General features: G+C 50.4%; 23 protein-coding genes. 16 read left to right on the top strand and 7 right to left on the bottom strand.

What is annotated here, in order from left to right; translation table 11 throughout:
- Positions 1-19 precede the first annotated feature (19 nt).
- From G8768_RS16820 to G8768_RS16810, 3 genes are all read right to left on the bottom strand, one after another.
- On the bottom strand, positions 20-1,180 hold the full coding sequence (locus G8768_RS16820; RefSeq protein ID WP_166843798.1) for an iron-containing alcohol dehydrogenase: 1,161 nt from the start codon (positions 1,178-1,180) through the stop codon (positions 20-22).
- Positions 1,181-1,314: 134 nt separating this feature from the next.
- Positions 1,315-2,031 (bottom strand): UDP-2,3-diacylglucosamine diphosphatase, encoded by a 717-nt coding sequence (locus tag G8768_RS16815; protein ID WP_166843800.1) that lies wholly within the window; start codon positions 2,029-2,031, stop codon positions 1,315-1,317.
- Between the two features lie 28 nt (positions 2,032-2,059).
- The gene (locus G8768_RS16810; protein WP_166843802.1) at positions 2,060-2,560 is read right to left on the bottom strand and encodes a peptidylprolyl isomerase; all 501 of its coding nucleotides are present in this window, start codon (positions 2,558-2,560) and stop codon (positions 2,060-2,062) included.
- 242 nt (positions 2,561-2,802) lie between these two features.
- Between G8768_RS16810 and G8768_RS16805 the strand changes: the two genes are divergently transcribed.
- From G8768_RS16805 to G8768_RS16775, 7 genes are all read left to right on the top strand, one after another.
- Positions 2,803-4,506: a glutamine--tRNA ligase/YqeY domain fusion protein gene (locus G8768_RS16805; protein ID WP_166843804.1), complete on the top strand. Its 1,704-nt coding sequence runs from the start codon at positions 2,803-2,805 to the stop codon at positions 4,504-4,506.
- 95 nt (positions 4,507-4,601) lie between these two features.
- Complete coding sequence (gene cysS / locus G8768_RS16800) at positions 4,602-5,993, top strand: cysteine--tRNA ligase (protein ID WP_166844162.1); 1,392 nt, start codon at positions 4,602-4,604, stop codon at positions 5,991-5,993.
- Between the two features lie 27 nt (positions 5,994-6,020).
- Positions 6,021-6,743 carry a hypothetical protein gene (locus tag G8768_RS16795; RefSeq protein ID WP_166843806.1) on the top strand — a complete coding sequence of 241 codons (723 nt, stop codon included), beginning with the start codon at positions 6,021-6,023 and terminating at the stop codon, positions 6,741-6,743.
- A 100-nt stretch (positions 6,744-6,843) separates the two neighbouring features.
- Positions 6,844-7,827, top strand: a complete 984-nt coding sequence (gene hemB / locus G8768_RS16790) for a porphobilinogen synthase (protein ID WP_166843808.1) — start codon at positions 6,844-6,846, stop codon at positions 7,825-7,827.
- Positions 7,828-7,849: 22 nt separating this feature from the next.
- Complete coding sequence (locus tag G8768_RS16785) at positions 7,850-8,074, top strand: DUF3012 domain-containing protein (protein ID WP_166843811.1); 225 nt, start codon at positions 7,850-7,852, stop codon at positions 8,072-8,074.
- A 171-nt stretch (positions 8,075-8,245) separates the two neighbouring features.
- Positions 8,246-9,091 carry an ion transporter gene (locus G8768_RS16780; RefSeq protein ID WP_166843813.1) on the top strand — a complete coding sequence of 282 codons (846 nt, stop codon included), beginning with the start codon at positions 8,246-8,248 and terminating at the stop codon, positions 9,089-9,091.
- A 225-nt stretch (positions 9,092-9,316) separates the two neighbouring features.
- Positions 9,317-10,141, top strand: coding sequence for a trypsin-like serine peptidase (locus tag G8768_RS16775; protein WP_166843815.1), 825 nt, complete (start codon positions 9,317-9,319; stop codon positions 10,139-10,141).
- A 26-nt stretch (positions 10,142-10,167) separates the two neighbouring features.
- Here the strand turns inward: G8768_RS16775 and ylqF are convergent, their stop codons facing one another.
- Both ylqF and G8768_RS16765 read right to left on the bottom strand, forming a co-directional pair.
- Positions 10,168-11,097 (bottom strand): ribosome biogenesis GTPase YlqF, encoded by a 930-nt coding sequence (gene ylqF / locus G8768_RS16770; RefSeq protein WP_166843817.1) that lies wholly within the window; start codon positions 11,095-11,097, stop codon positions 10,168-10,170.
- A 47-nt stretch (positions 11,098-11,144) separates the two neighbouring features.
- On the bottom strand, positions 11,145-11,852 hold the full coding sequence (locus tag G8768_RS16765; RefSeq protein WP_166843819.1) for a hypothetical protein: 708 nt from the start codon (positions 11,850-11,852) through the stop codon (positions 11,145-11,147).
- 133 nt (positions 11,853-11,985) lie between these two features.
- On the opposite strand from G8768_RS16765, the gene G8768_RS16760 reads away from it, so the two are divergent.
- From G8768_RS16760 to G8768_RS16735, 6 genes are all read left to right on the top strand, one after another.
- Complete coding sequence (locus tag G8768_RS16760) at positions 11,986-12,387, top strand: acyl-CoA thioesterase (protein ID WP_166843820.1); 402 nt, start codon at positions 11,986-11,988, stop codon at positions 12,385-12,387.
- A 26-nt stretch (positions 12,388-12,413) separates the two neighbouring features.
- The gene (locus G8768_RS16755; RefSeq protein ID WP_166843822.1) at positions 12,414-13,478 is read left to right on the top strand and encodes a zinc-dependent alcohol dehydrogenase family protein; all 1,065 of its coding nucleotides are present in this window, start codon (positions 12,414-12,416) and stop codon (positions 13,476-13,478) included.
- A gap of 74 nt (positions 13,479-13,552) precedes the next feature.
- A complete protein-coding gene (locus G8768_RS16750; RefSeq protein WP_166843824.1) occupies positions 13,553-14,659 on the top strand; it encodes a patatin-like phospholipase family protein in 1,107 nt (368 codons plus the stop codon).
- Between the two features lie 3 nt (positions 14,660-14,662).
- On the top strand, positions 14,663-17,311 hold the full coding sequence (gene hrpB / locus G8768_RS16745) for an ATP-dependent helicase HrpB (protein ID WP_166843826.1): 2,649 nt from the start codon (positions 14,663-14,665) through the stop codon (positions 17,309-17,311).
- Positions 17,312-17,320: 9 nt separating this feature from the next.
- Positions 17,321-17,812 (top strand): FKBP-type peptidyl-prolyl cis-trans isomerase, encoded by a 492-nt coding sequence (locus G8768_RS16740; protein WP_166843828.1) that lies wholly within the window; start codon positions 17,321-17,323, stop codon positions 17,810-17,812.
- A 94-nt stretch (positions 17,813-17,906) separates the two neighbouring features.
- Entirely contained in the window at positions 17,907-18,545 is a 639-nt protein-coding gene (locus tag G8768_RS16735) for an invasion associated locus B family protein (RefSeq protein ID WP_166843830.1), read from the top strand.
- Positions 18,546-18,609: 64 nt separating this feature from the next.
- Here the strand turns inward: G8768_RS16735 and G8768_RS16730 are convergent, their stop codons facing one another.
- The gene (locus tag G8768_RS16730) at positions 18,610-18,858 is read right to left on the bottom strand and encodes a hypothetical protein (protein WP_166843832.1); all 249 of its coding nucleotides are present in this window, start codon (positions 18,856-18,858) and stop codon (positions 18,610-18,612) included.
- 190 nt (positions 18,859-19,048) lie between these two features.
- Between G8768_RS16730 and G8768_RS16725 the strand changes: the two genes are divergently transcribed.
- The 3 genes from G8768_RS16725 (at position 19,049) to G8768_RS16715 (ending at position 21,604) form a co-directional block, all read left to right on the top strand.
- On the top strand, positions 19,049-19,933 hold the full coding sequence (locus tag G8768_RS16725; protein ID WP_166843834.1) for a hypothetical protein: 885 nt from the start codon (positions 19,049-19,051) through the stop codon (positions 19,931-19,933).
- 105 nt (positions 19,934-20,038) lie between these two features.
- Positions 20,039-20,686 (top strand): hypothetical protein, encoded by a 648-nt coding sequence (locus G8768_RS16720; protein ID WP_166843836.1) that lies wholly within the window; start codon positions 20,039-20,041, stop codon positions 20,684-20,686.
- Between the two features lie 162 nt (positions 20,687-20,848).
- Positions 20,849-21,604 (top strand): TIGR00266 family protein, encoded by a 756-nt coding sequence (locus tag G8768_RS16715; protein WP_166843837.1) that lies wholly within the window; start codon positions 20,849-20,851, stop codon positions 21,602-21,604.
- Between the two features lie 87 nt (positions 21,605-21,691).
- On the opposite strand, the gene G8768_RS16710 is transcribed toward G8768_RS16715, so the two are convergent.
- The gene (locus tag G8768_RS16710; RefSeq protein WP_166843839.1) at positions 21,692-22,246 is read right to left on the bottom strand and encodes a DUF3806 domain-containing protein; all 555 of its coding nucleotides are present in this window, start codon (positions 22,244-22,246) and stop codon (positions 21,692-21,694) included.
- Between the last annotated feature and the right edge of the window lies 1 nt (position 22,247).

Here is a 22,247-nt window from a genome sequence, read left to right as displayed (position 1 = left end):
TCTGTCTTGCGAGCCCAAATTACCAAGCGGCTTTGTAAATAGCCAAAGCGTCTTGTTCGCTGACGTTTCTCGGATTGTTTTGCAGTAAGCGTGTTTGCAACATGGCATCTTTGGCGAGCATCGCCAGATCACTTTCCTTGATTTTCAGATCCCGCAGGTGTGTGCAGAGCTTCAAGTTGCCAATCAGCAATTCAATGTATTTGATCAATTCGGTGCTTACGGCTTTACTGTCTTCGTGTGCAATATAATCGTCGCCCATGATGATGGGTGCCAGTTCGGCATACAGTTCATGACAATGGCTGTTGTTGAAACGCATAACATGTGGAAGCACCAGTGAATTGCTGAGGCCGTGGGGAATATGAAAATGTCCGCCAAGGGGGTAGGCCAGAGCATGTACCGCGGCGACAGGAGAATTTGCAAATGCTTGTCCAGCAAGAAAGGCACCCAGCAGCATGGCCTGTCTGGCTTCCAGATTCTGTCCGTTCTGGCAGGCCGCTAAAATATTCTCGGCCAGCAAACCCAGGGCTTCTTTGGCAAGAATATCGGAATAGCGATTTTTTTTGTGCATGCTGGTAAAGGCTTCAATGGCATGCACCATGGCGTCAACGCCTGTGGCGGCTGTGATATGAGGCGGAAGGCCGAGAGTCAGTTCGGCATCCAGAATGGCCACGTCAGGTAATAGCAGTGGTGTGACAACGCCCATCTTGGTGGTTTCGCCCGTGGTGACAATCGCTACTGCGGTTGCTTCAGAGCCAGTACCTGCCGTGGTGGGGATTAGCAGCAGGGGCAGACGCGGACCTTTAGCCTGTTCGATGCCGTAAATGTCTTCCAGTTTTTCGCCCGAGGCCAGCATCAGGGCAATCAGCTTGGCGCTGTCCAGAGAGCTGCCCCCACCAAAACCAATCACGCCATCGGCATCTTGTGCGCGGGCAACGTCGAGTGCTTCGTAAATGATCTGTTCCGGTGGGTCGGCAACAATGTCAGAAAAGCAGGCGTAGGGCAGGTCCTCTTTGTGGAGTACCGCTTCCAGTTTTTCCAGCAGGCCGCAGGCGACAATGCCCTGGTCGGTGATAATGATTGGCTTGCTGATGCCTTGCTGTCTGCAAATATCGGCCAGCTGGACAATCGCACCAGGTTGATTGATCAGAGACTTGGTTGTATTGAAGACAAAACTTTCCACATCGGCACCCGCTAAACACTTTTTTGTTAATCGTATTTAAACTAAAGATTAGCGGATGTGACAGTGCGAGAACAGACAGTGCTGTGAAAATTTGTCGTCAGTATAGAGTTGCTTAATCAAATCTCTGGAAATGATTAAGCAATAGACCAGGACTCAAGGCGAATGCTGTGTTCGTCGGCTTCGATACACCAGCCTTTGTCATGCCAGTCACCGAGCACCCAGCGTTCTTTGTCATTGCCCAGAGCGTGTTGGGCTGGCCGGTGAGTGTGGCCATGGATCAGAATTTCAGCCTGCTGGCTTTCCATGATGTTGGCAACGGCTTCGGCGTTGACATCCATAATGTCGTCGGCTTTCATGGCGCTCATGGATTTGCTTTGTTGGCGCAATTGCATTGCCAGTTGGCGTCTGGCTTCCAGAGGTTGGGAAAGCAGCTGTGCCTGCCAGGCTGGATTGCGGGCCTGTTGGCGAAACGCCATATATTCCGCGTCATCGGTGCACAAACTGTCACCGTGCATCAACAAGCAGGGTTTGCCAGCAACATTAATCAGCGTAGGGTCGGCTAGCAGAGTGGCGCCACTGTTTTCGCAGAACTGGTCGCCATACAGGAAGTCACGATTGCCATGCATGATATACAGCGTCGTTCCGTTCTGGCTGAGCTGTTTCAGTCGTTGTTGAACCTCCAGGGCCAGAGGGGCATCGTCATCATCACCAATCCACACTTCAAAAAAGTCCCCAAGAATATAGAGGGCCTCAGCTTTGGGCGCTCGCTCCTGAAGAAACTGAAAGAACGCTTCAGTAACTTCCGGGCGACTTTCGTCCAAATGCAGATCGGAAATAAACAATACACTCATGGCGCTGGCGACTCGTTAGATCTTATGATTATTCGCTGATGCTGACTTTTTCAATGATGATGCTGTCTTTAGGGACATCGGAGTGACCCATCATATTGCCGGTCGCTACGCCCTTAATGCTGTTCACCACATCCATGCCTTCAATCACTTTGCCGAACACGCAGTAGCCCCAGCCCTGGCTGTTCTTGGCAGTGTGATTCAGGAAGCCATTGTCAGCAACGTTAATAAAAAACTGGCAGGTGGCGCTGTGTGGGTCCATAGTGCGTGCCATAGCGACAGTGCCGGTATCGTTGTTCAAGCCGTTATCAGCTTCGTTTTCAATCGGAGCGCGGCGGCCTTCCATCTTGTCCTGCATGTCGGCGCTCATGCCGCCACCTTGCACCATAAAGCCGTCGATCACCCGATGGAACAGGGTGCCTTCATAGAAGCCGTCTTCTGCATATTGCTTGAAGTTCGCGGCGGTGTTTGGGGCATTTTCAAAATCCAGCTCGATGCTGATATCACCAAAATTGGTATGTAAAGTAATCATTGTCTGTCCTATAACTGCTGTCACAGTGGGTTTACGCGGCCTGGGTTGCCGGATTGAGGCAAAAACCAAGGAAAAAGATGCCGACTCGGGCTGAGGGCGGCTATAATACGCGGTTTGACTCGGATCTCAAACCAATGGCCCAAACTGCCCGTATATCCAGGGTAAAGGTCTGGTGGCGTGGTGAATATGTCGCCATTTGAGGTCAACATGCAAGCTATTGAAGTAAGGATTATCCAAACGCCATGAGCGAAACAAGCAAACCGCTGAACTTCCTTGAACAGATTATCACTCAGGATCTTGAGGCAGGTCGCCACGACGCCCTTGTGACCCGTTTTCCGCCAGAGCCGAATGGCTATCTGCACATCGGTCATGCTAAGTCGATCTGTTTGAATTTTGGTCTGGCGGAGCGCTTTGGTGGGCGATGTAACCTCCGTTTCGATGATACGAACCCCGCGAAAGAAGACCAGGAATACGTGGAATCCATCGTGCGTGATGTTCAGTGGCTGGGTTTCGACTGGGACGGCGATATCCGCTATGCCTCCAGCTATTTCGAGCAGTTCTATGAGTGGGCTTTACACCTGATTCGTGAGGGCAAGGCCTATGTCTGCCATTTGAGTGCTGAGCAGACCAAAGAATATCGCGGCTGGGCAACCAAGCCGGGTAAGGACAGCCCTCATCGCGATCGCAGTGTTGAGGAAAATCTGGCCGAGTTTGAAAAAATGCGCGCCGGCGAGTACGACGAAGGCGCCTGCGTATTACGTGCCAAGATTGATATGGCCAGCCCCAACATGAATATGCGCGACCCGATGCTGTACCGTATTCGAAAGCAAGCGCATCATCAGACCGGAGACAAATGGTGTATTTATCCGACTTACGATTTCGCGCACGGCCAGGAAGATGCCATTGAAGGCATTACCCATTCAATTTGTACCCTGGAGTTTGCTGATCATCGTCCGCTGTACGAATGGTTTATTGAAAATCTGCCGGTGCCAAGTACGCCTAAACAATACGAGTTTGCGCGTCTGGAGTTGAACTATACCGTGACCTCCAAGCGTAAGCTGAAGCAGCTGGTGGATGAAGGTTTTGTGGACGGTTGGGACGATCCACGTATGCCAACCATTTCCGGTTTGCGACGTCGTGGGGTCACTCCGGCCGCTGTGCGTAACTTCTGCGATGTTATTGGTGTCACCAAATCCGGCAGCACCATTGATGTGGCGACTCTGGAGCATGCGATTCGCGACGACCTGAACAACGTTGCGCCAAGAGCAATGTGTGTACTTGATCCATTATTGTTGACGGTGGTGAACTTTGATCAGGTCGCGGCCGATGGCCATGCGGTGGAAGAAGGTGTCGCTACGATGCAGCAACCGGTTCATCCAAACGATGAATCTCGTGGTATTCGCGAATTGCCGTTTACAGAAACGCTGTATATCGATCGCGCAGACTTCAACGAAGACAGCAGCCTTTCACGCAAGAAGTTTAAGCGTCTTGTGGCGGGCGAATACGTCCGGCTGCGCGGCAGCTATGTGATTAAGGCCGAGGATGTCATTAAAAACGATGCCGGTGACATTACTGAGATCAAAGTGTCTTTGGTAGCCGCTACGGTGGGCAGCAATCCCCCGGAAGGTATTCGTCCTCGCGGTGTGATCCACTGGGTGTCGGCGAGCCACAATATCGATTGCGAGGTTCGTCTGTATGATCGCCTGTTTAATGATGCTGCGCCGGATGCCGGCGACAAAAACTTCCTGGATTACATTAATCCGGAGAGCCTCAGCATTGTGAGCGGAGCAAAAGCGGAAATGTCTTTGCACAAAGCCAAAGCAGAAGAGGCTTATCAGTTTGAGCGAGAAGGCTATTTCTGTCTGGATGCCAAGCACAGCCAGGAAGGAAGCATCGTCTTCAACCGCACCATTGGTTTAAAAGATACTTGGGCCAATAAGGTTTAAAAATTCGATTGCTTGTTATCTGATTTGACCGTTTGCACTTGACAGCTTGTGTATATTGATCAAATCGCCGGGAACAAACAATCACAGTAGAGTTCATTGCTATGCAGTTGTACAACACACAGAAGCGTCAAAAAGAAACATTTAATCCCATCGACCCGGAGCACATTCGCATGTATGTGTGTGGTCCAACGGTTTATAACTTTGTGCATATCGGGAATGCGCGCCCGGCGGTGGTTTTTGATACCTTGTTTCGCGTATTGAAAAAAGAATTTCCGAAAGTCACTTACGCACGCAACATCACCGATATTGACGATAAAATTATGAAAGCGGCTCGGGAAAATGGCGAAACCATTGCCCAGGTTTCCGAGCGTTATACCGAAGCCTACGCGGAAGATATGGCTTCGATTAACTGCTTGACACCCAGCATCGTTCCAAAGGCAACTGAACACTTGCCAGAAATGATCGATATGATCGAGCGCCTGATTGCCAAGGGTCATGCCTATGAAGCTGAACAGCATGTGCTGTTCGATGTTCGCTCCATGGAAAACTACGGCGAACTGTCCAATCGTAAATTGGAAGACATGCTTGATGGCGCACGGGTGGAAGTGGCTGACTACAAAAAGTACGCCGGCGATTTCGTTTTATGGAAGCCCTCTACAGGTGATGAGCCGGGTTGGGAAAGTCCCTGGGGCTTTGGTCGTCCTGGCTGGCACCTTGAGTGTTCCGCGATGATTAAAAAGCATTTGGGTGAGAGTATCGATATTCATGGTGGCGGTAAGGATTTGATTTTTCCTCACCATGAAAATGAAATTGCCCAGAGCTGCTGCGCCAATGATGCCGATGAATACGTACGTTACTGGATGCACAATGGCTACATCAATATCGACGGCGAGAAAATGTCCAAGTCCCTGGGCAATTTCCGTCTGGTAAGGGATTTGTTGAAGGCTTATCCAGGTGAGGTGCTGCGCTACGGCATTTTATCGGCTCACTACCGTTCGGATATGGATTTCTCCCAGAAGCTGTTGGAAGAATCCCGTGATAATCTCGATTACATTTATGGCGTGCTGCGCGACGAGCAGGCAGTTCAGGCCAGCGAGTGTGATGTCAAAAACCTGGCGGGTTACCAGGCGTTATTGGACGATTTGAACAGCCGTCAGGCAATCACCGAAATGCTGGCCATTGCCAAACGTCTGAAACTGGCCGAAGCAGGTGACAAGGCTCAGTTAAAGGGTGAATTGATGGCGATGGCTTCTGTGCTCGGTTTGTTGCAACAAGATCCTGAGCAGTGGTTTACCCAAGGCGGCGCGGATGATTTGGCGGCGGAGGTGATCGAACAGCTGATTGCTGAACGTTTGCAAGCGCGTGCAGATAAAAACTTCGCGCGCGCGGATGAGATTCGCGATGATTTGAAAGCCCAGGGTGTGTTGTTGGATGACTATCGCGCCGAGGGTGGTGGCATTGCCACCAAATGGCGACGCGAATCCTAGGCGGCTTTACAGAGAAAGGGCGGTCTCATGAAAATTCTGGTTTGGGCTCTGGTGTTGATATGCCTGCTGAGTTTTTTTCAAAGAGACCGTTTTGCCAGCGATATTCAACTGGATGCACGGTTGTTGCAGGAACCCCTGCAGCAGCCCCAATCTCTGGAACGCAAACAAATACAGTTTAAGGATCGTCAGTATTATGTGGATCGAAAGTTCCGCTATGAACTGTACGGCCTTGTGGTCTCATTCCGAGAGCATGATGGCGACCAGATGTTGCACAAGAGCTGGGGTGACCACCTCAACGTGGCGGATATCTGTGTCATCTGGAGCGATACCGCTCAGTCGCCGTTTTTAAATCAGCTGGATTTCTGGAACGGTCAGTTCACCTGCAATGTTAAAACACGCAGCAGTGAAGCCTGGGCCAGTTTTGATATGCAGCAGTTATCCAATAACCACTTAATTAGCGCCAATCCTTACATTCGCGATCAGATTAGTAAGGTGAGTATTGGTGACCAGATTGTGATTAAAGGCTGGTTGTCGGAATATGGTCATGAGCAAGGTTTGATTCGTGGCACGAGTGTCACCCGCGACGATACCGGCAATGGAGCTTGCGAAACGATTTACGTTGAACAGTTTCAGGTTTTACGCCAGGGCCAGAGTATCTGGCGAAAGGTTTTTTATGCCAGTGCGGCTTTACTGATGGCGTTGGGACTTTGGTATTTTTTCAGTCCCTATAAGCCGCGAAGGAAAAAATAAAGAAAGAAATGAAGTTACATAAAAACCGCCGGAAAGTACTCGGATACCAAACTGCCTATCGTTGAATGATAAACACACATTTTTAAGATAAGAGATTCCTATGACCGTTACGCCAGATTTTCGATTTCGACGCCTTCGGAGAACCCGGGTTTTACGTCAGTTGGTGCGTCAGCATCATTTGCGAGTGGAAGATTTGATCTTGCCGGTCTTTATCGAAGAAGGTATTCAAGAACCGGTTGATATACCCAGTATGCCGGGGGTAAAACGTTTTCCCGAAACGCAGCTGGGTGGTGAACTGCGACGCTTGTGGAAACTGGGTTTGAAGGCCGTCATCCTGTTTGGTGTCAGCCAGAACAAAGACGATTGCGGAAGTGATACCTGGAATGACGATGGCTTGATGGCCCGCTGCATTCGCATTGCCAAAGCGGCGACGCCCAATATGCTGGTGATCAGTGATAACTGCTTTTGTGAATACACCAGTCACGGCCACTGTGGTGTGATTGGCGACCATGACGTCGACAACGACCGTACGCTGGAAAATCTCCAGGCTCAGGTAGTAACAGCGGCGCGGGCGGGTGTTGATATGATTGCGCCCTCCGGCATGATGGATGGCATGATTGCCGCCATTCGTGAAGCGTTGGATGCGGACGGTTTTACGCACATCCCAATCATGAGTTATTCCACCAAGTTTGCTTCCGCATTCTATGGCCCGTTCCGGGATGCGGTGGACAGCAATTTTAAAGGCACTCGTGATACCTATCAGATGGACCCGGCCAATGGGCGAGAAGCCTTGGCGGAATCTTTGCAGGACGAGGGTGAGGGTGCTGATATCCTAATGGTGAAGCCGGGCTTGGCCTATTTGGATGTTATTCGTGAAATTCGCGACAGCAGCAATCAACCTCTGGCGGTTTATCATGTTAGTGGGGAATACGCGATGATCAAAGCCGCTGCGGCTGCCGGTGTTATAGATGAAAAAGCGGTAGTTATGGAAAGCATGATAGCTTTTAAGCGAGCAGGTTGTGATTTGATTCTGACCTATTATGCCGAAGATATTATCGGCTGGCTGAACGAGCAAAACCGATAAGAAGCTGAGAAGTAATCTGTTCATGTTGAAGAAACTGATGATCATCACGCTCGCTCTGAGCGTATTGCTGTTAGCTGCGGCGGCCTTTATCGGGCCGGAGCAATTTGAACAGTGGTTTTCCAATACTCAAACCCGCGAGGCACCAGCCAATTCTGACAGCGAGTGGTGCATCATGATGGAAGAGAAACCCAATAAAGAATGGCGGGAAGAAGAGTTTCAGCGTTTCGCGAAGGAATGCCTGGAATAGCAGGACGCTTTCTGTCTGAAACGCAGTATCGCCTGGGTGCTTTACTGCGCTAGAAAAGCAACAGCTAACAACGGTCAGCAGTCGTTTGACCGACAATCATCGTCTAAACGGTCGGCAGAGTTTGTTTTTCAGTCTCCGGCCTTATTAACTCTAGCGAAGTAGAACGACATTATGGCGAACAGTCCATCCATAGAAGACAATATCTTTACCCGACTCATGGCGAATAAAGCCTTTGAGATGTTTGTGGTGACGGTCATTATCCTTTCCGCGCTTGTGGTCGGCGCGAAAACTTATCCAATTCCCCCTGCGGCATTAAAAGTTCTGGCGGTGCTGGATTGGGTAATTACCTTTATTTTTCTGATCGAAATCTGCATTCGATTTATCGCAGAGCCTGAAAAGAAAAAATTCTTTAATAAGGCCTGGAATGTTTTTGATACCTTGATTGTTGTGGTCAGCCTGATACCCATTGAGAATGGTGAGATGGCCTTGTTGGGGCGTCTGATTCGTATTTTCCGCGTATTGCGAATGGTGTCGATTATTCCCGAATTGCGCATGCTGCTGAACTCGCTGGTGAAAGCCTTGCCACAGCTCGGTTACGTCATGCTGCTGATGTTTATCATCTTTTATATTTACGCGGCTATTGGCAGCACCTTGTTCCATGATATTAATCCCGAACTCTGGGGCGATATCACCATCGCCCTACTCACGCTGTTTCGAGTCATGACCTTTGAAGACTGGACCGACGTGATGTATGAAACCATGGAAGTCTACAAACTGAGTTGGATTTTCTATCTCACGTTTATCTTTTTCACGGCTTTTGCCTTCCTGAATATGATCATTGGTATTGTGGTGAATGTGTTGGAAGAAGAACACAGCCGCGAACGCGAAGAAGCTGCCGAAGCGAGTGGTGAACCCACGATGTTTGATCTGCAGGATCAGTTGCGGGAAATCCAGCAGCAACTGATGGAAATGAAGCAGGAAAAAGCCCAGACAACTGACGCCTTAAAGTCCGATTAGGCTATCTGTTGAATATGACGCCATAAGGGCATGCCGTTGACATGACAAAATAATCTTAGGGAATTCAGCGATCTACAGGCCTTGTGGCGTGTGAATTTCCCCGATTTATGTTGTCCTGGCAATTATGGAGGATGAATTGTATACACTTTAGTGATCATTTCTTGGCTACACTGATTAGATAATAAGCCTGGAGCTTATCTTCGCCGTGTAGCCATGGAGGTGGCCATGAATAAAGTGTTGCTGGGATGGGCATGCCTTGTCGTTGCCTTGCATGTCCCCTTGAGTCAAGCCAGTACCGATCAGTCGTCCCAAGTGACGAGTGTGCCACACCATCTGCTCGACAAGCATCGTAACAACAGCAAGCCCATTCAACTGGATGAAAGAGGTTTGCATCTCAATTACCCTGAAGAACGCCAGCTGGTGGATTCCCGGCAGTGGCCCTGGCGTGCGATTGGCCAGGTTAATGTGGCCGCTTCCCATTATTGCAGCGGTGTATTAATTGCCCCGGATAAGGTGCTCACGGTCGCTCATTGCCTCTGGGATGCCTACAGCAAAGACTGGTACAGCCCAGAAGACATTCACTTTGTGGCGGCTTATTCACAGGGGAGTTACTTGGCTTACAGCCGAATTCATTCCTTTAAAGCAGCGGGAAAATTTAATGCGGTAGGCCAGATTGATCTGGAAACCGTGCACACCGACTGGGCTGTTTTGGATTTGCGGCAGGACATTGGCAACAAGGTGGGTTTCTTACCCTTGTCCGAGAAGCGCCGAGTCGCGTCCGGTGCGGAAGTGACGCTGGCGGGGTATCGTCGAGACCGGCCCGAGGTTCTAACGGCACAGAAGGACTGCAAAATTCTGGCCTGGAATCGCTCAGGTGCTTCCTTTGATCACAATTGCGAAATCATTCAGGGCGATTCCGGTGGGCCCATTTTGCAACAGCATAAAGGCTACTGGCAGGTGCTGGGTATTCAATCTCTCGAAGCAAAAATGGAAGACAAGCGCTGGGGAGTAGCGGTGGCTACCAAGGCCTTGAATATTCCAAAGCCCTAGTGGTATTCAGCCCCGTCGTTATTGATCTATTGATTGTTCCCTCGCTGTGGTGCGCGAGCTTTGCGACGGGCTTCTTTTTGGGCCGCTTTCTCAGCCTTTATGCGTTCCACTTCAGCCAGCTCCCGGGTAATCATCTCCGGCGTTTCCAATGTGATTTCACCGATTTGTCCACCGCGTAAATCTTTGATCAAGAGTTCGGAAACTTTGTGCAGGTCAGCACGTCCGCCGGCGCGAACACAGGCGCGTCGCTTGGCGATGGCCTCAAGATTATCAATCTCGCTGTCGAACACTTCCTGTAGCTGATAACGCTCTTTCAACAGTTCCGGGTAATGCTTTTGCAAAAAACCGATGGCATAAAAAGCGATGTCTTCATATTCCATCGCGGTATCTTTGATGGCGCCGGAAACGCCCAGGCGGTAGGCGCTGTGTTCATTTTCTACTTTGGGCCACAGCATACCCGGGGTGTCCCAGAGCATAATGCCGTTGCGTAAATTGATTTTTTGCTGGCCCTTAGTAACGGCGGGCTCATTCCCCACCTTGGCAATCGAGCGCCCGGCCAACGTATTAATCAAAGTAGACTTCCCCACATTGGGGATGCCAAGAATCATCGCATTGATGGTCTTAAACTGATTGGTGTCGGGCAGCAGTTTACGGCACAGGTCCGGTAGAATTTTTGCCTTGGAAGATTGCTGATTGGTAATGGCCAGAGTTTTAACACCGGCTTCCTGTTCAAAATGCTGTTGCCAGATTTCGGTGCGTTGGGGGTCAGCCAAATCGGTTTTAGTGAGTACCTTGATGCTGGGTTTATCGCCACGCAACTCGGCAATCATTGGGTTTTGACTGGAATAGGGCAGCCGGGCATCCAGTACCTCGATATACAAATCAATCTGCGAGGCCGCTTCGCGTACTTCTTTTTGGGCTTTGTGCATGTGCCCGGGATACCACTGAATGGCCATAGTATGTTCTCTTGTTGTTTTGTCTTCGCAGATGAATCGGAGGCAGCTTACTTGTTGTCAGCCAGTTGATACCTGGGGTTGTTCAACAGAGGCTGGCTCAACTTGTGGAACTGGCGTGGCGCAATGTACTGCAAAACTTCCTTGCCATCTTCACTGAGTGCAATATCCAAGCCTTTATCGGGGTAGAGAAAGTGGTCGACTTCCTCGGATTGCAGCTGTGTAGCTGCCTGGCCAAAGCGATTCACAATGATATCTTCATCGAGATTGATGGCCGGAATAAAACTGATGCTGGCAATAGGGGCTTGCAGAGCAATTTCCCAGTCGGCATCCGTGGGCAACAGTTTGCGTGCACCGCTGGCCATATAATCGCCGTGTTCCAGATTTTGAATCATCTGCTGCAACTGGCTGGCAGGAATGTCGGCGACGAGAATTAACCTGCCTTGCAATGGACCGGCTTTGTAGTGGCTGATGTAGCTCTCCAGGCTGGCATGATTCTGCTGGTCAATAACAATGGCGCTTTCGCTGTCCTTGGCGATGATCTCAAGTGCTTCGGCCAGCGTAGTATGACCCAGGCGCAAACCAAAGACTTCACTGCTGCCATCTTCAAAGCTGTTGATCTGCCAGGGCAGCCCTTTAACGATACGTTGAGGCGGGCCGTCAGGTGCCGGGCCACAGGCGCTCAAAGTCAGGCCGAGCAGCAGTGCAGCTGCGCTGGGCAATAGCCTTTTTCTGTCAAAATTCGCCAAAATTTTCATGCTAAACTCGTCCTCAATCCCCTGAATTGGCCAAGGCGCGCAGTATAGCAAATGGCGCAATCCAGGAAAAACTCGCCCACTGGCTGAGCCGCCCAGGGCAAGGGATCAAAAAGCAGACAACAAGGAAAATAAGATGCTGATTGAACACTTTATGCCCCGTTTCTGTGAAACCGATGCTCTGGGGCATATCAATAATGTTAGCTATAGCGCCTGGGTCGAGCAAAGTCGGACCAGTCTGTTGATGAATCGAGACGTCATTCGTTTTGCTGACGGCTTCAATTTTGTTTTGGCCAACGTCAATATGGACTTTATGGCCGAAGGTTATTTTGGTCAGCAGGTCAGTAATCACAGCTGGATCTCTGAACTGGGGCGCAGTTCTCTCTCTATTCGGACGGATATCTTTCAGGAACAGCGGCAATTGCTTAAAGCCCGTTCCACTTTGGTGTATTTCGATTTGCAGCAAAAGAAAACCTGCCCAATGCCCGATGAATTTCGAGCGCTGATTGAAAACTCCGCGAGCTATCGTCCGGATTAATCCATTCACTTACAGAGGTTGGAAATATGCAGGCCATTGTTGCCCAGGATTTTGCCGATGATCTTTCCCGTCTATCCATCGTTGAGCGTGAGAAACCTGAGCCCGGTCCGGGGCAGGTCAGAGTTCGTATGCTCAGAGCTGCCGTTAATCCGTCGGATTTCAATTTCATTCGCGGAGACTATCGCGATGCTTTAGGGCGCTTGATCTGGAATTATGGGCAACGCGAATGTTATTTTGATCCAGCGCGGCAAATGACCTATCCCAAGCATCCATATGTTCTGGGTGGTGAAGGTGTGGGTATTGTTGATGCTTGTGGCAGCAGTTTGATGGCACGTCGACTGAAAGGTAAGCGCGTGGCGATCAGCGCTGGTCCACCAGAAGGTACCTGGCAGGAATATACCGTCGTTGATGCAAAGAAAGCGATCCCGGTTCCCGACAGTCTGAGCCATGATCAAGCGGCGATGTACACTATTAATCCATTGTCGAGTTTTGCGATGGTTCGCAAAGTGTTGAAAGTTGATCAGGGTGAATATCTTTTGCAAAGCGGAGGCAACTCTGCGCTGGGAAAGATGGTCATCCGCCTGAGTAAGGAATTCGGATTTCGCACCATTAATATCGTTCGCAATGCGGCTCAACGCGAAGGTCTGCTCGCGCTTGGCGCCGATGAAGTGATTGTTTATCCCGCAGAAGATCTGTTGGCTAGGGTTTCAGAAATTACTCAAGGGCAGGGCGTAAAGTACGCGATGGACTGTATTGGTGGTGATTTAGCCAGTTCCATGGCTCGCTGTCTCGGTGTTTCAGGCACTTTATTGTTTTACGGTACTTTGGGAGCCAATGAGTGCACCATTCCTGCTCGGGATTTGATGATGCCCGGTGCCAGAGTTGAAGGCTTTTTTGCCGGTAACTGGCTGGGGCAGCAATCGGTGCTGAGTTTGCTTTCTACGGTTAGACAAATGGGGAAACTGTCGGCCAAAGGCATTTTTCATTCGGACATCAGCGAAGTGCTTCCTTTTGCAGAGTACCAGCGTGCGCTGGCCCTGAGTCAGGAAGCCGGCAAAGGTGGCAAAGTGGTCTTGAGCTTTTCGGATTAGCGGACGTCGCATGCTGCAAGGCAAAGCGACAGAAGTTACAATAGACGCTCAGGCAGAACACTTTAGCAAACACTATGGCTTTACTCGAAATATACGCCGGCGCCAAAGCCAGGCAACACATTGCGGAAAATGGCTTGAGCCCGGCGGATATATCCACCATCTTCGGTGCATCCGGTGCTGCGAAATGGCTAGCGATTTATGGTCTGGATCGGGTGATATTTGAACAGTGGCTGCCGTCCGCTTCTAATTTCCAAGCCGATAGTGATTTCAAGGGCAAGCAAGCCATTAAAGTTTATGGTACCTCGGTAGGTGCCTGGAAGTTGGCGGCGGCTTGCCAGAGCAATCCCGGTGAAGCTCTGGAAACACTGGCCCATGCGTATATTGATCAGAGTTACGCGAAAAAAGCCAAGCCCGAAGATGTGGTCTACGAAACCGAACGTATCCTGCAAACTTTTTTGCCTGAACCCCATATAGAACAAATTCTCCAACATCCCTATTTGCGTTACAGCTGCGGCGCCGTGAAATGTCGCAGTTTTCTGGGGCAGGAGCAGCCCTGGCGACTGGCCGCCGGGATGGCTGAAGGTTTCTGTCGTTCATTGGGTCGTGGTGGTTACGGCCAAATGTTTGAACGTGCGGTGTTCAGTGATCCCCGAAATACACCGGTTTTACAGGAAGAAGTTGGCGTGCGAACGCAGCATGTGAGCCTGGGGCAGGATAATCTGCGCGCCGCACTGCGAGCTTCTGCGGCGATTCCCTATATTATGGACCCCATTAGCCAGATCGACGGCGCCGAGCCGGGCTTGTATCGCGACGGTGGCTTGCTGGATTACCACCCGATTCCCCAACGTTTCTGGCAAGAGCCGGGGTTGGTCTTGTACCCGCATTTTTATAATTATCTGGTCCCTAACTGGTTTGATAAATTTTATTCCACACGCAAAGCAAAAGCGGCTGATCTGGAAAATGTCATTATGTTATCGCCCAGTGCCGAGTTTGTTGCTCAACTTCCAGATGGGCGCTTGCCCGATCGAAAGGACTTTTCAATTTACAAAGGCCGCAATGAGATTCGCCAACAGCGTTGGCGCCAAGCTATGAACGCGAGCCTTGCGCTGGGCGAAGAGTTTTTAAACTGGGTAAATGGCAACGACTTGAATGCCAATATTCTCGATTTCGGCGAACGCTGATCAATGAGCGTTGCATCCGAATGTCTTGCAGAGTTATCTTTGCCCGACTTGCCTATTCTTGATTTACTGCCTGAACTCACAGAAGCGTTCGAAAGCGCCGCTGACACCTTGATTCTGCAGGCGGCGCCCGGTGCAGGTAAAACCACAGTGCTGCCATTGCTGGCCCTTAAGCTGGATGTGTTTAAAGAGCAGAAAATCATTGTACTTGAACCCCGACGTCTGGCGACTAAAGCGGCGGCGGAACGCATGTCAGCTTTGCTCGGTGAGCCGGTAGGGCAAACCGTGGGCTATCGTGTGCGGATGGAAAGCCGTGTCAGCAAGCGCACACGAATTGAAGTCATGACCGAGGGTTTGTTTCTGCGCAGACTGCAGAATGATCCAGAGCTTGAGGGCGTTGCCCTGGTTATCTTCGATGAAATGCATGAACGTCATCTTGACGGCGACCTGGCCTTGGCCTTGACTCTGCAATCGCGTGATATTTTCCGAGAAGAAAGCCCACTGAAAATTTTGCTGATGTCGGCAACCCTGCAAAGTGAGCAACTGAAAGTGTGTTTTCCCGATGCGCCACTGGTTCGCAGTGAAGGGCGGCAGTATCCTGTGGAAGTGGAATATCAGGGGCAGCTCAGTTTGTTCGGATGCTACCGTCAGGAAATGGCTGATCGTCTGAAAAAGGCTTTGCATATCGCCTTGAAGAAAATGCCGGGCTCGGTGCTGATTTTTTTGCCTGGGCAGGGCGAAATTAAATTCTGTTTGGAATATTTACAGGAACAGTTTGCGCAATGGGAAGATGAAACCAATAACAAACTGTTTTTCTCGCCTTTGTATGGCGACTTACCCTTGGAGAAACAGTTTGAGGCCATTTCGCCCGCAAAAGATGGTTTGCGGAAAGTGGTACTGGCCACCGATATTGCGGAATCCAGTTTAACCATCGAAGGCGTTACCGTTGTGATCGATGGCGGTTTGAAACGCCGTTCGGCGTTTGATCCGAATACGGGTATGAATCGCCTGCTGACTGAACGTTGTTCCAAGGCCAGCAGTAAACAGCGTGCTGGACGGGCGGGGCGAGTTCAGGATGGATATTGCCTGCGGCTTTGGAGCCAGACCGAACAAGAAAGCCTGGCGGATCACGGGCAGGCCGAAATTTTGAGAGCGGATCTCAGCCCACTGTGTTTGCAAGCGGCCGCCTGGGGCGCCGAATGTCTGGATGAATTGCAATGGTTGGATGTGCCTCCTGTTGCCAATACCAGACAGGCTTGCGATTTGCTGGAATCTCTTGGGGCATTTCATGCATCGCAAGGTCACGCTACTCGCGGTCATTTCCCGAGTATGCAGATCAGTAAGCATGGTGAACTTTTGCTGCAACTGCCCATGCATCCGCGTTTAGCGCATATGTTATCTCTGGCGAGCGGCAATCAGGATCTCGCCACAAAAATAGCGGCCTTATTGGTGGAGAAAGATCCATTAGGCCAGCATGCCGGCAGCTGCGATATTGAATTACGTTTGCAATGGCTGGCGGGTGAAAGCGATAGCAAGCACAATCAAGGTGCCCGTCATCGAATTCGCAGCAGCGTTAAGCAAATGACCCAACAGTTGCGGCAGCAAGAAGCCGCGTTGGATTCCAATGAAGAAGAACCCCGCGCGGTCAGCAGCGTTGCGGGTCTATTACTCCTCGCGTATCCAGATCGTCTTGCCAAGCGTTTGCGTCAGCACAGTGATGGACAATACATCTATCAGCTCAGTAATGGGCGGCAGGCCACCCTGGACGCCAGCGACCCCTTGAGCCGAGAAGAGTTTTTGCTGGCTGCCCAAATTGGCGGCCGTAAAGGCCAGCAGTATGATCGAATTCACCTGGCTGCGGCTGCTGATCGAGCCAGTATCGAAGCGAGTTGCAAGGCTCAGTTCAAAACGCAAGCCTATATCAATTGGGATAAGCAGGAAGGGCGCTTTCTTGCTGAGGAGCGTGTGTATCTCGGACGCTTATTGCTGGAAAAGAAAGCATTAAAATCGGTAGAACCGGATGTAAAGAGTTCTGCGTTGATGAATTATATCCGGGAAAATCATCAGGATTGTCTGGTGATTGACAAAAACTGCCAGCAGCTTATCGAACGAATTAATTGGCTTCATCGCTTAGAAATCGACAAAAACCATTTGCACATTCAATGGCCCGACATCCTCGATCGCCTGGAGGGTGTTCTGGCGCCGGAGCTTGCCCGGATTAACAAGTTGGCTGAGTTAAAAAATCTGAATTTGAAGAACAGTATTCTGGCTCTGTTGAGCTGGGAAGAGCAGCAGTATCTCGACAAGCATTTACCCGTTTCGATTTCGGTTCCCAGCGGCGCACAGAAGTCTCTGGATTATCAAAGTGAATCCGCCGTACTGGCCGTGAAACTGCAGGAGATGTTTGGCTGCAGTGAAAGTCCTAAATTACTGAACGGCAAATTGCCTATCAGTCTACAACTTTTATCCCCGGCGGGGCGCCCTCTGGCCGTTACCCAGGATTTAAGCAGCTTTTGGCAAAATGCCTATCAGGATGTCAAAAAAGAAATGAAAGGGCGTTACCCTAAACACCCTTGGCCGGATGATCCTTTACAGGCACCCGCCACCAGTAAAACCAAAGCGGCACTGGCAAGATCCGGTGAGCGCTCGAAGTGAGAATGATCTATGAAAATCAGTAAAGACACCGTTGTTTCCTTTCACTATCGCTTGTGGAACAGTTCTGAAGAACCGGCCCTGGAATTGGAAACCTCCCACGGAGATCAGGCCAGCCTGTATCTGCACGGTCATGGGAATATCCTGCCCGCTCTGGAAGATGCCATGCTGGGTCGCGAAGCGGGTGATGTATTCAGTGTTGAACTGCCCCCTGAAAAGGCCTATGGCTCGAGACGCGAAAACTGGACTCAGCGTGTGCCAATTAAACACTTGATTGGGAACAAAAAGCCGAAGCTCGGACAGATTGTTCACATCAGCACGGATCAGGGGCAGAAGCAGGCAACCGTGATTAAAGTGGGCCTGAAAAATGTTGATATTGATGCAAACCATCCCTTGGCGGGAAAAAATATTCAATTTGATATTGAGGTGCTGTCGGTTCGCGAAGCCACCAGCTCGGAGATCGATCATGGCCACGCCCATGGTCCCGGTGGCCATCAACACTAAATAAAGGCATACTGCCTTTGAATAATATGTCTCCACTCAGGCTTTCCCGAAGCTTTGGAAAGCATTGCAGGGAACTCGTTAAAGGGAAAAGAGTATGTCAGATTCTCTATCTAGCTTGCTAAGGCAAAAGCTTCAAGCGCCGCTTCTGGTGTTGTCGCTGTTGTTACCAGGCGCGCTTATGGCTCAGGTGGAATTGAATCAGGCACCCAGTAAAACCACATCGCTGAGTAAGCCAACGGCATTGCCGGACGAAGCTTCCACTTCAATACCGCCTAATGCCGCCGCAACCCGGGAAAGTGATCGCACTATTTTTAAAGACTGGGTGCTCAATTGCAGCGATGGCGACTGCATTGTTCACCAGTATATTCTGGACGACAAGAAACGCGTGATCAGCTCGGTGTCTTTGCATCAGAAGGGGCCTTCGGTACTCATCACCTTTACGGTTCCTTTAATGACTCGCATTGATCACGGCGTGGATCTCAGTGTTCTGCGTTATGATGACAAGGAAATCTTTAAAAAGAACTATGGCTATTCTTATTGCACCCAAATTGGCTGCATGCTGACTTATCCTTTACAAGATGAATTGATCAATGCAATGCGCGCGGGCAGAAAATTGCGTTTGAATTTCGCGGCACTGGATGGACGAGAAGTGACGTCAGTGCATTCGCTGTTTGGCTTTACCAAGGCGCTCAGCCACTTTGAAGGTTTACCCCAAGCGGCTAAAAGCCAATAGGTTTTGTGTTTGGTGTTCTGATTAAATAGCGCAGCCGTTTCGTTTTTCTATACGTAATCTATTATCAGTTAAGTTCACAACCCGTCAGCACCTGAATCAAATCTTTGGGCGATAGGGCGTCGCCCATGGCGGCCTGGGTTTCCTGGCTCATCTCAATTGCACCCAGTGCCAGATCAACCGCAGCGGATTCCAACAAGACTTCGGCCTGGCGAGGCAATTCCTGATCTTTTATGCGAGCCTTGAAGGTTTGGCAAATCTGATCAATATCCGAGTTGCTGATATCGTGTTTGGCAAAAAGTTTTTGTGGGTCCATGGGGACGTCTCTGCATTTGAATTAATGGCGCCACCATACCCGAGGGTTTCCGTGATGTCGATATCCCACTTGATTTCCAAGCCTTTGATTCATGTCGCGCCCTCAGGGGGTTGTGTAAGTGTTGAGCTGCGCAAAAACAACGCGAAATAGGCTATAATCCGCGCTTTCGACGACTGCCAATGGAAACACTGTGTCCAAAGAACGAAATGAAACCATGGCTGGCTTTTATTCCCGCACAGCCCTCGCTGACAAGCTGGATATGCCCCTTAAAGTGCTGACCAAAACACTTTTGGATGCCGGCTGGATTCAATACGTGGATGAGAGTTGGAAGTTGACGGCCAAGGGAGAGTTTGAAGGTGGTGAGATACGCCACAGTAAGCGTTACGGCGACTATATTGTCTGGCCGTCACGAGTATGTGAGCACGCGATATTTGCCGAACGTGAGCCCGGTAGCCTCAGCGCCTCTGCCATTGCCCAAAAGTTTTCCATCAAGGCCCGCCAAGTCAATGCGCTGCTGGCCGAGCAGGGCCTGATTGAGCGCGATATTCGTGGTTGGCGCCTGAGTCAGTTTGGTCGCCAAAGTGGGGGCAGCATTCATACCCACGAACCTTCAGGACGCACCTATGCGCTTTGGGAGCAGGACCTCCTCGATCGGTTGAAGCCTGTTGCCGCGGAATTGCAGGACCTCGCCGCAGGCAGTCAGCTCAGTGAAGAAGAACTGGCCCAAAAGCACAGCTGTCTAGCTCTGGATGGCCAGGAACATCCCTGTCGAGCCCTTAAATTGGTAGGGGACTGGCTATATCTTGCGGGTCTGGGCCATAGCTGTGGCCGCCCACTGCCGAGAGAGCGCGGCTTGAAAAGTCAGTTCTACCTGCCTGACAGCCGCCTGTATATCGAAGTTTGGGGCCTGGATTTGAGCCCTCAGGAGATCAGTGCCCAGTTCCAGCGTCAGGAATACTATGAACGTGAGGGCAGCCCTTACATCAGTCTGAGCCTGGCGGATCTGGAGCACCTCGATGAGCTTCTGGCCCGACAACTGCTCGAACGCGGTGTGGAATCCTATCAACACCTCTAACCAATTCTAGTAGTCTATAGAACCTCTAGCAGCCCCCAAATTGGAACAGTTCAGACCCTGTTAAGTTGCGCTTTGCCATAATCGCTCCAGATTGAGAAATAATGCATGACCCGAATGATCGTCATGCCAATGGAGGTCGTAGTGCAAACCGTAGCCAATGCAGGGAACGGCATGAAAAGTCTGGTATTTTCCGACACGCTGCTAACCGAAGCAGAAATCGAGTGCTTTGAAGTTGGGCGTCGGTTACAGCGCCGTGCCTTGATTAAAAAGTCCTTCGACGGTCGCGGCTTTTTACAGTCCCTGACCATGAGTTCCCTGAGCTGGTCTCGTTCTTCCTGGTGTTTTGCTCTGCAACTTGTGGTGTATCTATTATGCTTGCCGGTAAACGCCGTCTGGCAAGTATTGAAGCAGATCTGGTTATGGATGTTATTTCCCTTCCGTTATATGGCCACCTATGTACCGCCACGGGGTTTCAGTGCCCCGGGTGAAAAAACCTTGCAGGGCATTCACTATCAATTCACCCCGTATTTTGAGTTACAGGGACACGATTACATTGAGTGCGTCAATCGTTGGGTAAAAATTTTGTACGGACTGGACAAAGCCAAGTACCACAATTTTGCGCGTTACCTGCATCAAGAACGCAAGCGCCTGAAAGACCAGGGGGTGAACGACCCGAGCTTTTTGGCTGTGACTTACCGGAATCAACTGAGCGCAGCGCGTCAACGCCTGAGCAAAGATCTCGGTAACTACTGAATCTCTCCCAAAACTGTTCTAAACCAACTCTAGTCAGTTATGTTCTTTTGCCCGGCCAATGTGCCGGGCTTTTCTTGTCTACTCGCCTTAAATCTGGTTACACTGCGGCTCTTTGACGTGTTAATCACGCACGACTATTACTCGGCTTAAAGGAAACCTGCCATGAGCAATCAGTGTCATGAAGTTGACTATCAAATTATCGGTGAGAGCATGCAGCTTGTCGAAGTGGAACTCGATCCGGGCGAGGCGGTAATCGCTGAAGCGGGTGCGATGAATTACTTTGAAGAAGGCATTGAGTTTGAAACCAAAATGGGCGACGGCTCCGATGCCGAGCAGGGCATTCTTGGCAAACTGTGGGGTGCAGGCAAGCGGGCATTGACGGGCGAGTCGGTTTTTATGACGCACTTTACTCATCAAGGTTCAGGCAAGTCACGAGTCGCATTTGCAGCGCCGTTTCCAGGTAGTATTGTTCCTGTGAACATGTCTGAAATCGGCGGAGAGTTGATCTGTCAGAAAGACAGCTTTCTGTGTGCCGCCAAGGGAACCCGCATTGGTATTGCCCTGCAAAAACGTTTAGGGGCCGGTTTTTTTGGCGGTGAAGGTTTTATTCTCCAGCGCTTAAACGGTGATGGTATGGCTTTTGTTCACGCGGGCGGAACCGTGGTACGAAAAGAACTGAAAGGTGAATCCCTGAAAGTGGATACCGGTTGTATTGTCGGGTTCACGTCGGGCATCGATTATGATATTCGTCTGGCCAGTGGTTTGAAAAGTATGTTCTTCGGTGGAGAGGGTTTGTTTCTCGCGGAGCTGAGTGGAACCGGTACAGTATGGTTACAAAGCTTGCCGTTCTCTCGTCTGGCTGATCGGATTATTTCCCATGCGCCAAGCATGGGAGGCAGTGATCAGGGAGAATCCTAAGGCTTTATAGGACAGGCTCACATTAAAAAGGCGTTGCCGATTAAACGGCAACGCCCCTTGAAGCAGAAAATCAAAACGCCTGCTTGCTTATCTGCCGCTGTCGACGTCGTAGGGGTTTTTAGGCATATGGCCTTCAATGCGCTCGATGGCTTTTTTGTAAACGTCATCTACGCGGGGCAACAAACCAACTTCCATGCGGCGTGACAGCATGGTGATAGGAAACAGACAGTGCTGTGTCTTCGGTACGCAAACCGCGCGACTTTTGCCCAGCTTGTCTTCATAGTTTTGCCATTCCAGCTTTTCTTCATTGACCAGAACCTGGCCGAGTACGGCACCCAGTGCCTGTAGCTTAAGGCGATCATCCCGTTTGATCAGGCTGCGATCAATAATGCGCTGAACCAATTTTAAATCCTGCTTGGTACCGTGCAGGCCGCCACCGAAATTACGACGGCTGATCTCATCGATGGAATCAATTTGTTTTTGAATGTGACTGCGGTCAATCCAGCCCAAATCCTTTACGCTGAGCTCTTTATCCTGTGCGAAAGCGGATGAGCACAGTAAACCCATGCACAAAACGGTCAAAGGCGAAAACCAGCCTCTTGGTTTCAGTTTGCTCTTTGCCATATTGCTTTGCTGCTTCATA

It is taken from the genome of Pseudoteredinibacter isoporae, from assembly GCF_011602085.1.
Classification (GTDB): domain Bacteria; phylum Pseudomonadota; class Gammaproteobacteria; order Pseudomonadales; family Cellvibrionaceae; genus Pseudoteredinibacter; species Pseudoteredinibacter isoporae.
The sequence above is the reverse complement of the archived record's forward strand: the minus strand, read 5'-3'. Positions and strand labels throughout refer to the sequence as shown.

What these genes read in the sequence shown, in the direction of transcription:
- G8768_RS16760 (WP_166843820.1), top strand. Translation starts at nt 11,986, where the DNA reads ATGCTGATTGAACACTTTATGCCCCGTTTCTGTGAAACCGATGCTCTG.
- hrpB (WP_166843826.1), top strand. Translation starts at nt 14,663, where the DNA reads ATGAGCGTTGCATCCGAATGTCTTGCAGAGTTATCTTTGCCCGACTTG.
- G8768_RS16795 (WP_166843806.1), top strand. Translation starts at nt 6,021, where the DNA reads ATGAAAATTCTGGTTTGGGCTCTGGTGTTGATATGCCTGCTGAGTTTT.
- G8768_RS16715 (WP_166843837.1), top strand. Translation starts at nt 20,849, where the DNA reads ATGAGCAATCAGTGTCATGAAGTTGACTATCAAATTATCGGTGAGAGC.
- G8768_RS16755 (WP_166843822.1), top strand. Translation starts at nt 12,414, where the DNA reads ATGCAGGCCATTGTTGCCCAGGATTTTGCCGATGATCTTTCCCGTCTA.
- G8768_RS16730 (WP_166843832.1), bottom strand. Translation starts at nt 18,858, where the DNA reads ATGGACCCACAAAAACTTTTTGCCAAACACGATATCAGCAACTCGGAT.
- G8768_RS16720 (WP_166843836.1), top strand. Translation starts at nt 20,039, where the DNA reads ATGACCCGAATGATCGTCATGCCAATGGAGGTCGTAGTGCAAACCGTA.
- G8768_RS16780 (WP_166843813.1), top strand. Translation starts at nt 8,246, where the DNA reads ATGGCGAACAGTCCATCCATAGAAGACAATATCTTTACCCGACTCATG.
- G8768_RS16810 (WP_166843802.1), bottom strand. Translation starts at nt 2,560, where the DNA reads ATGATTACTTTACATACCAATTTTGGTGATATCAGCATCGAGCTGGAT.
- hemB (WP_166843808.1), top strand. Translation starts at nt 6,844, where the DNA reads ATGACCGTTACGCCAGATTTTCGATTTCGACGCCTTCGGAGAACCCGG.
- G8768_RS16815 (WP_166843800.1), bottom strand. Translation starts at nt 2,031, where the DNA reads ATGAGTGTATTGTTTATTTCCGATCTGCATTTGGACGAAAGTCGCCCG.
- G8768_RS16765 (WP_166843819.1), bottom strand. Translation starts at nt 11,852, where the DNA reads ATGAAAATTTTGGCGAATTTTGACAGAAAAAGGCTATTGCCCAGCGCA.
- G8768_RS16750 (WP_166843824.1), top strand. Translation starts at nt 13,553, where the DNA reads ATGGCTTTACTCGAAATATACGCCGGCGCCAAAGCCAGGCAACACATT.
- G8768_RS16785 (WP_166843811.1), top strand. Translation starts at nt 7,850, where the DNA reads ATGTTGAAGAAACTGATGATCATCACGCTCGCTCTGAGCGTATTGCTG.
- ylqF (WP_166843817.1), bottom strand. Translation starts at nt 11,097, where the DNA reads ATGGCCATTCAGTGGTATCCCGGGCACATGCACAAAGCCCAAAAAGAA.
- G8768_RS16735 (WP_166843830.1), top strand. Translation starts at nt 17,907, where the DNA reads ATGTCAGATTCTCTATCTAGCTTGCTAAGGCAAAAGCTTCAAGCGCCG.
- G8768_RS16775 (WP_166843815.1), top strand. Translation starts at nt 9,317, where the DNA reads ATGAATAAAGTGTTGCTGGGATGGGCATGCCTTGTCGTTGCCTTGCAT.
- G8768_RS16740 (WP_166843828.1), top strand. Translation starts at nt 17,321, where the DNA reads ATGAAAATCAGTAAAGACACCGTTGTTTCCTTTCACTATCGCTTGTGG.
- G8768_RS16710 (WP_166843839.1), bottom strand. Translation starts at nt 22,246, where the DNA reads ATGAAGCAGCAAAGCAATATGGCAAAGAGCAAACTGAAACCAAGAGGC.
- G8768_RS16805 (WP_166843804.1), top strand. Translation starts at nt 2,803, where the DNA reads ATGAGCGAAACAAGCAAACCGCTGAACTTCCTTGAACAGATTATCACT.